Raw genomic sequence first — 6,903 nt, forward strand, 5'->3', positions numbered from 1 at the left:
TCAAGATGATTTTTTAATTTTATTTGAACAATCTGTGTAGAAACAAATGAAAATCAGTGGTAAAATGTACGTGGAAGCGTTTTTATTACATATTTCTGGGCAAAGGGTTCAGAAGATATATTAAGATAGTGAATTGTTCACTTGATTATTAGGTTGGGGGTAATGTTCAAATGTTTCAAAATAATATGAAACAAAGAATGACTTGGGAAGAATTTCACGGTCCGAACCTCGGCTACGTGCTGGAGCTTTATGATCAGTATGTCAAGGATCCAGAGAGCTTAGATCCTGACTTGAAAGGGATGTTTGACGATCTCGGAGCTCCCCCGGGCGAAATGAGGGCCGCCTCTGAAACACAAGGAGAGGCAAATTTCACGGCTGAATCTATTGAAAAAATCGCATCGGCGATAAAACTTGCAGAAGATATTAGAACCTATGGCCATCTAAACGCTTCCGTCAATCCATTAAGAAAAACACAGGAAAAACAAGAGCTTTTTCCGCTTGCTGAGTACGGTTTAACCAAGCAGGATGTGGAAAAAATTCCGGCATCGGTCTTATGCAAAGATGCCCCTAAAGATGTAACAAACGGTTTAGAAGCCATCCAGTACTTAAAGAACACATACAAAAAATCGATTTCTTTTGAGTTTGACCATGTGCATATCTTTGAAGAGCGCAACTGGCTGATGAAAAAGATCGAGTCGGGAGAATTATTCACCCCAAAATCAAAAGAGAAATTAATAGAGGTTTTAAGAAGGCTGACAGAAGTTGAAGGCCTTGAACAGTTTCTCCACAAAACGTTTGTCGGACAAAAACGCTTTTCAATTGAAGGTCTTGATGCGCTTGTGCCAATGCTGGATGATATTATCGCCGAATCGGTTTCTTCGGGAACGACAAGCATTAATATCGGAATGGCGCACAGAGGCCGCCTGAACGTTTTGGCGCATGTGCTCGGAAAGCCTTATGAAATCATTTTTTCCGAATTTCAGCATGCCCCGAACAAAGATCTTGTCCCGTCAGAAGGTTCAATCGGGATCAATTACGGCTGGACAGGTGATGTAAAATACCACCTTGGTGCAGACCGGCAGATTCAGGATGAACAGACAAAAGCGGCGCGCATCACGCTGGCGAACAACCCGAGCCACCTTGAGTTCATCGATCCGATCGTAGAGGGCTCTACAAGGGCCGCCCAGGAAACGAGAACAGAGAGCGGCTACCCGGTTCAAGACGTCAAAAAATCTTTGGCGATCCTGATCCACGGTGATGCGGCATTCCCAGGAGAAGGAATTGTCTCTGAAACGCTGAACCTGAGCCAGCTGAAGGGCTATCAGGTTGGCGGAGCGATTCACATCATCGCCAACAATATGATCGGTTTTACAACCGAAAGCAATGAATCGAGATCAACGAAGTATGCGAGCGACCTTGCGAAAGGCTTTGAAATTCCGATTGTGCATGTGAATGCCGATGATCCGGAGGCCTGCCTTTCAGCGGTTCAGCTTGCCATCGAATACCGCGAGACCTTCAATAAGGACTTTTTGATCGATCTGATCGGCTACCGCCGTTTCGGACACAATGAAATGGATGAGCCGTCGGCGACACAGCCGATGCTTTATGATGCGGTAAGAAAACATCCGACGGTTAAGAACATTTTTGCAGAAAAGCTGATCACAAACGGCACGATTGAAAAAGAAACCGTTGATAAGATTCAGGAATCCGTCGTGAAGCGTTTAGAGGAAGCCTATCGTAAAGTCCCGGCCAAGAAGGAAGACATGACGCATGAAATCGTTCTTCCGGAACCGGTTTCCAACGGCTTTCCAGAGGTTGATACATCCGTTGAATTTGACGTCCTGCGCAAGATAAATGAAGAACTGGTTTCATGGCCGGAAGACTTCAATGTTTTCGGCAAGCTGAAAAGGATTCTTGAACGCCGCGCAAAAGCGTTTGACGATGACCGTAAAGTCGATTGGTCGCTTGCAGAAGCGCTGGCGTTTGCATCTATTTTGAAAGACGGCACACCTGTAAGGATGACCGGCCAGGATTCAGAACGCGGCACGTTTGCACATCGCAACCTTGTTCTTCACGACAGCAAGACAGGGGACGAATTCATCGCTCTGCATCGCCTTGCAGATACGAAAGCGTCATTTGCGGTTCACAACAGCCCGCTTTCTGAAGGATCTGTTCTCGGCTTCGAATACGGATATAACGTTTCTTCGCCGGAAACGATGGTGATCTGGGAAGCACAGTTTGGAGATTTTGCAAACGCAGCACAGGTTTACTTTGATCAGTTTATCTCCGCAGGAAGGGCGAAATGGGGGCAAAAATCAGGGCTTGTCGTCCTGCTGCCTCACGGGTATGAAGGTCAGGGGCCTGAACATTCCAGCGGCAGAACGGAGCGCTTCTTGCAGCTTGCAGCAGAAAATAACTGGACCGTTGCCAATCTGACAAGTGCAGCTCAGTATTTTCATGTGTTAAGAAGGCAGGCGAAGATGCTGCTTCGCGAGGAAATCCGGCCGCTGATCATCATGACGCCGAAAAGCCTGCTGAGGAATCCGAATACCGTCTCGGAAGTGCAGGAACTGAGCGACAGCAACTTTAAGCCGGTTTACGAAATGTCCGGTCTGTCCCATCAATATGAAAAAGTGACGCGCCTTGTCCTTTCAAGCGGTAAAGTTTCGATCGATATCAGCGATTACTTTAATAAGATGGAAACCGAAAAAGATTGGCTCCACATTGCACGGGTCGAAGAGCTTTATCCATTCCCGGCAAAACATATCAAGGCGTTCTTCGGCAAGCTGCCGAATTTGGAAGAGATCGTCTGGGTTCAGGAAGAACCGCAAAATATGGGAGCCTGGAACTATATTGAGCCATATTTAAGAGAAATCGCTCCAAAAGACATTAAAGTGCGCTATATTGGCAGAAGAAGGCGTTCAAGTCCGGCAGAAGGGGATCCGACCGTTCATAAAAAGGAACAGGAACGCATTGTATCTGATAGCTTGACTCGCAAAAATTAAGGGGGAACTAAAAAATGGCGGAAATTAAAGTACCTGAATTAGCGGAATCAATTTCAGAAGGAACGATAGCCCAATGGCTGAAACAACCGGGAGATTATGTGGAACAAGGGGAATTCCTGCTTGAGCTGGAAACGGATAAAGTCAATGTCGAATTAACGGCAGAACAATCCGGCGTTCTTCAGGAAGTGCTGAAAGAGTCCGGAGACACTGTTCAGGTTGGCGAAATTATCGGCACGATTTCAGAAGGCGAGGGAGAAGGAGGCAAAGCCTCAGCTCCTCAGGCTGAGGCTTCGGAAGAAAAAACGGCAGCACCGGAAAAGAAAGATGAGCCTGCAGCAGACGCGACTGATCAAACCGAGACAGCAAAAGCAAGACCGGTCGCTTCTCCGGCTGCCAGAAAGCTCGCCCGTGAAAAAGGCATTGATTTATCAGAAATTCCGACTGGCGATCCGCTGGGAAGGGTCAGAAAGCAGGATGTGGAATCCTACCAACAAAATGAGCAGCCGCCAAAAGCTCAGGCTGAGCCAAAACGTGAAGTGCAGGCTCCGGCCGCCAAACAAACTGAAGACGCAGCGAAACCGGTTGAACGGCAAAGAATGTCGCGCCGGAGACAGACGATTGCCAAGCGCCTCGTTGAAGTTCAGCACACCGCCGCTATGCTGACGACATTTAACGAAGTGGATATGACGGCCGTCATGAATCTCAGAAAGCGCCGGAAAGACCAATTCCTTGAGCAGCATGATGTAAAGCTTGGTTTCATGTCTTTCTTTACAAAAGCCGTCGTCGCTGCCCTGAAAAAATATCCGCTCCTCAATGCGGAAATTCAAGGCGACGAACTTGTCATCAAGAAGTTTTATGATGTCGGGATCGCGGTTGCCGCTCCTGATGGTCTCGTCGTTCCTGTGGTTCGTGATGCAGACCGCAAAACCTTTGCCGATATTGAAAAAGATATCGGAGAGCTTGCGAAAAAAGCGAGAAACAACAAGCTCACGCTCAGCGAACTGCAAGGAGGATCATTCACGATTACGAACGGAGGAACATTTGGATCGCTTTTATCAACTCCGATTTTAAACAGTCCGCAAGTCGGTATTTTGGGAATGCATAAAATCCAGCTGCGTCCTGTCGCAATTGACGAAGAGCGCTTCGAAAACCGTCCAATGATGTATCTCGCGCTCTCTTATGACCACCGGATTGTCGATGGCAAAGAGGCGGTAGGCTTTTTAGTCACAATTAAAAACCTGCTGGAAGATCCAGAACAGCTTCTATTAGAAGGATAAATAAAAAAAGCTTTGACCGTTTTACGCGGTCAAAGCTTTTTGTCCATGATCTGCGGGACGGGAGAATGTTCGTCATTCTCCTGTTTTTTTATTTTTTTGGACCAGTATGTCGCAAGCCATGAGCCTGACAGGTTATGCCAGACGCTGAATACAGCGCTTGGAACTGCGGAAAGCGGAGAAAAATGGGCGGTGGCAAGCGCGGCCCCGAGTCCCGAATTTTGCATTCCCACTTCAATCGCAACGGCTTTTTGTGATGCATAATCCATTTTAAAGCACTTGGCTAACACAAATCCGAGAAACAAACCGAGGCCATTATGGAGAATGACAACGGCAAAAATCATCAGCCCTGACTGTATGATATTTTCCCGGTTGCCCCCGACAACGGCGGAGACGATGGCGACAATCCCGATCACTGACACAAGCGGCAGTATTTGCACCGTTTTTTCGACCTGTTTTTTAAAGAAAAACCTGACGATCAGCCCTGCAATAATCGGTATAAGCACCGCTTGCAAAATCGACACAAATAATGATCCCGGAGATACGGGAAGCCATTCCTTCGCAAAAAATAAAATAAGAAACGGCGTCAAAAAAGGCGCGAGCAAAGTGGAGACCGTCGTAATGGCGACAGACAGTGCCGTGTTGCCTTTTGCTAAAAATGTCATGACATTTGACGCTGTTCCCCCTGGACAGCATCCGACTAAAATGACACCGACTGCAATTTCAGAAGGCAGGCCGAGTCCATAGGCCAGTCCAAATGCGATTAAAGGCATGACGGTATATTGAACGAATACGCCGATCAGTACGTGCAGCGGATTTCTCAACAGCTCTCTAAAATCATCTGCCGTCAGAGTCAGTCCCATGCCAAACATGATCACACCGAGCAGGATAGTGATATACGGGCTGATCCAAGTAAAAGACGTAGGAAATGCAAAACCAAGCACTGCAAATAAGATCACCCAGATGGCAAAGGTTTTTCCTGCAAATTGACTGATTTTGATGAAATGACTCATATATCCAGCTCCTCACTAGTAGAAAATCTAACATTCTCCTATTATAATTAATATTCTGAATAATTCAACATGAAGAAAAAATTATAGATACCAATAATATTATTATGTAAACTGAAAGAAATGTTTGAAAACCTTGACGAATTCGTTTATGCTTTTTAAAATGATAATTTGTAGCCTAATGTGCAATTAGACCTGAGAAGAAGAGGTGCTTTAGTGGAAAATAAACAAAATATATGGTCATCAAAGCTTGGATTTATTTTAGCTTCGGCCGGCTCGGCAATCGGGCTTGGCGCGATATGGAAGTTTCCTTATGTTGCCGGGACAAGCGGCGGCGGAGCGTTTTTACTTATTTTTATTCTTTTTACTTTATTAGTGGGGCTTCCTTTATTATTAGCGGAATTTATTATCGGCAGAAAGACACAAAAAGATGCCGTTGAATCCTATAAGGAGCTTGCACCAGGTTCGCTTTGGCATTGGATCGGCAGGCTCGGCATTATCACATGCTTTATTCTGCTGTCTTTCTACAGTGTTGTCGGCGGCTGGATCATCATTTATATTTTCAAAGGATTAACGGGTGAATTGTCAAGAAGTACGGATTATGCGAATATCTTCGGAGAAACGATTGCAAATCCTTACCTCGTTTTAGGCAGTCAGCTGATCTTCATCATCATGACGATCCTGGTTGTTGCAAAAGGGGTCAGAAGCGGAATTGAAAAAGCGAGCAAGTTTATGATGCCGGCTCTCTTTATTATTTTCCTGCTCTTGATTGTCCGCTCGGTTACACTTCCTGGTTCAATGGAAGGGTTAACGTTTTTCTTAAAGCCTGACCTTTCCCATATCAAAACCGAGACGATTCTGTTTGCGATGGGACAGTCATTTTTCTCATTGAGCGTTGGAGTTTCCGTTATGGTGACGTACAGCTCTTATTTGTCTAAAAAGGAAAATCTGGCGCAATCGGCTTTTTCAGTTACATTGCTAAACGTATCTGTTGCTATTCTTGCGGGAATCGCGATTTTTCCGGCCGTTTTTTCATTCGGCTTATCTCCGGATGCGGGGCCGATGCTTTTATTTAATGTGCTGCCATCTGTTTTTCATCAGATGCCTTTAGGAATTGTCTTTTTATTGGCTTTCCTTTTGTTATTTTTATTTGCTACATTGACTTCAGCTTTTTCAATGCTTGAAATTCTGGTTTCTGCCTTATCAAAAGGAGATGCTAAAAAAAGACAGGTTTTCGCATGGATCGGCGGAATTGCGATTTTCCTATTCGGCATTCCATCAGCGCTGTCATACGGCGTGCTTCAAAATGTGACGATTTTCAATCTGTCCATCTTTGATGCAGCCGATTATCTCGTCAGCAATATTTTAATGCCGCTCGGAGCCTTGTTAATCGCCGTTTTTGTTCCGCTGAAAATACCGAAAGACGACTTGTTCGCAGAACTGAAAGAGGGCTCCAAGATCAGCAGAAAATGGTTTGCCGCCTGGCTTATCTTGATTCGCTACGTCGCGCCGATCGTCATTATCGTCGTCTTTTTAGATGTAATTGGAGTATTCAAACATTAAGAAAAAACCCCTAAACAAAAGGTTTAGGGGTTCAGGCTGTCGAGAAAATCG

General features: G+C 45.5%; 4 protein-coding genes. 3 read left to right on the forward strand and 1 reads right to left on the reverse strand.

The genetic code is table 11. The annotated features are described in order from the left end of the window. The first annotated feature begins 170 nt into the window (after window positions 1-170). Window positions 171-3,005, forward strand: coding sequence for a 2-oxoglutarate dehydrogenase E1 component (gene sucA / locus BTA30_RS22145; protein ID WP_076764208.1), 2,835 nt, complete (start codon window positions 171-173; stop codon window positions 3,003-3,005). 14 nt (window positions 3,006-3,019) lie between these two features. After that, entirely contained in the window at window positions 3,020-4,282 is a 1,263-nt protein-coding gene (odhB, locus tag BTA30_RS22150; RefSeq protein WP_076764210.1) for a 2-oxoglutarate dehydrogenase complex dihydrolipoyllysine-residue succinyltransferase, read from the forward strand. Between the two features lie 29 nt (window positions 4,283-4,311). Here odhB and BTA30_RS22155 read toward each other — a convergent pair whose 3' ends face one another. Then, window positions 4,312-5,292, reverse strand: coding sequence for a bile acid:sodium symporter family protein (locus tag BTA30_RS22155; RefSeq protein ID WP_076764212.1), 981 nt, complete (start codon window positions 5,290-5,292; stop codon window positions 4,312-4,314). 213 nt (window positions 5,293-5,505) lie between these two features. Here BTA30_RS22155 and BTA30_RS22160 point away from each other — a divergent pair, with 213 nt between their 5' ends. Then, on the forward strand, window positions 5,506-6,852 hold the full coding sequence (locus BTA30_RS22160; RefSeq protein WP_076764215.1) for a sodium-dependent transporter: 1,347 nt from the start codon (window positions 5,506-5,508) through the stop codon (window positions 6,850-6,852). Window positions 6,853-6,903: the final 51 nt, after the last annotated feature.

The sequence above is a fragment of the Bacillus swezeyi genome (assembly GCF_001969815.1).
GTDB lineage: Bacteria > Bacillota > Bacilli > Bacillales > Bacillaceae > Bacillus > Bacillus swezeyi.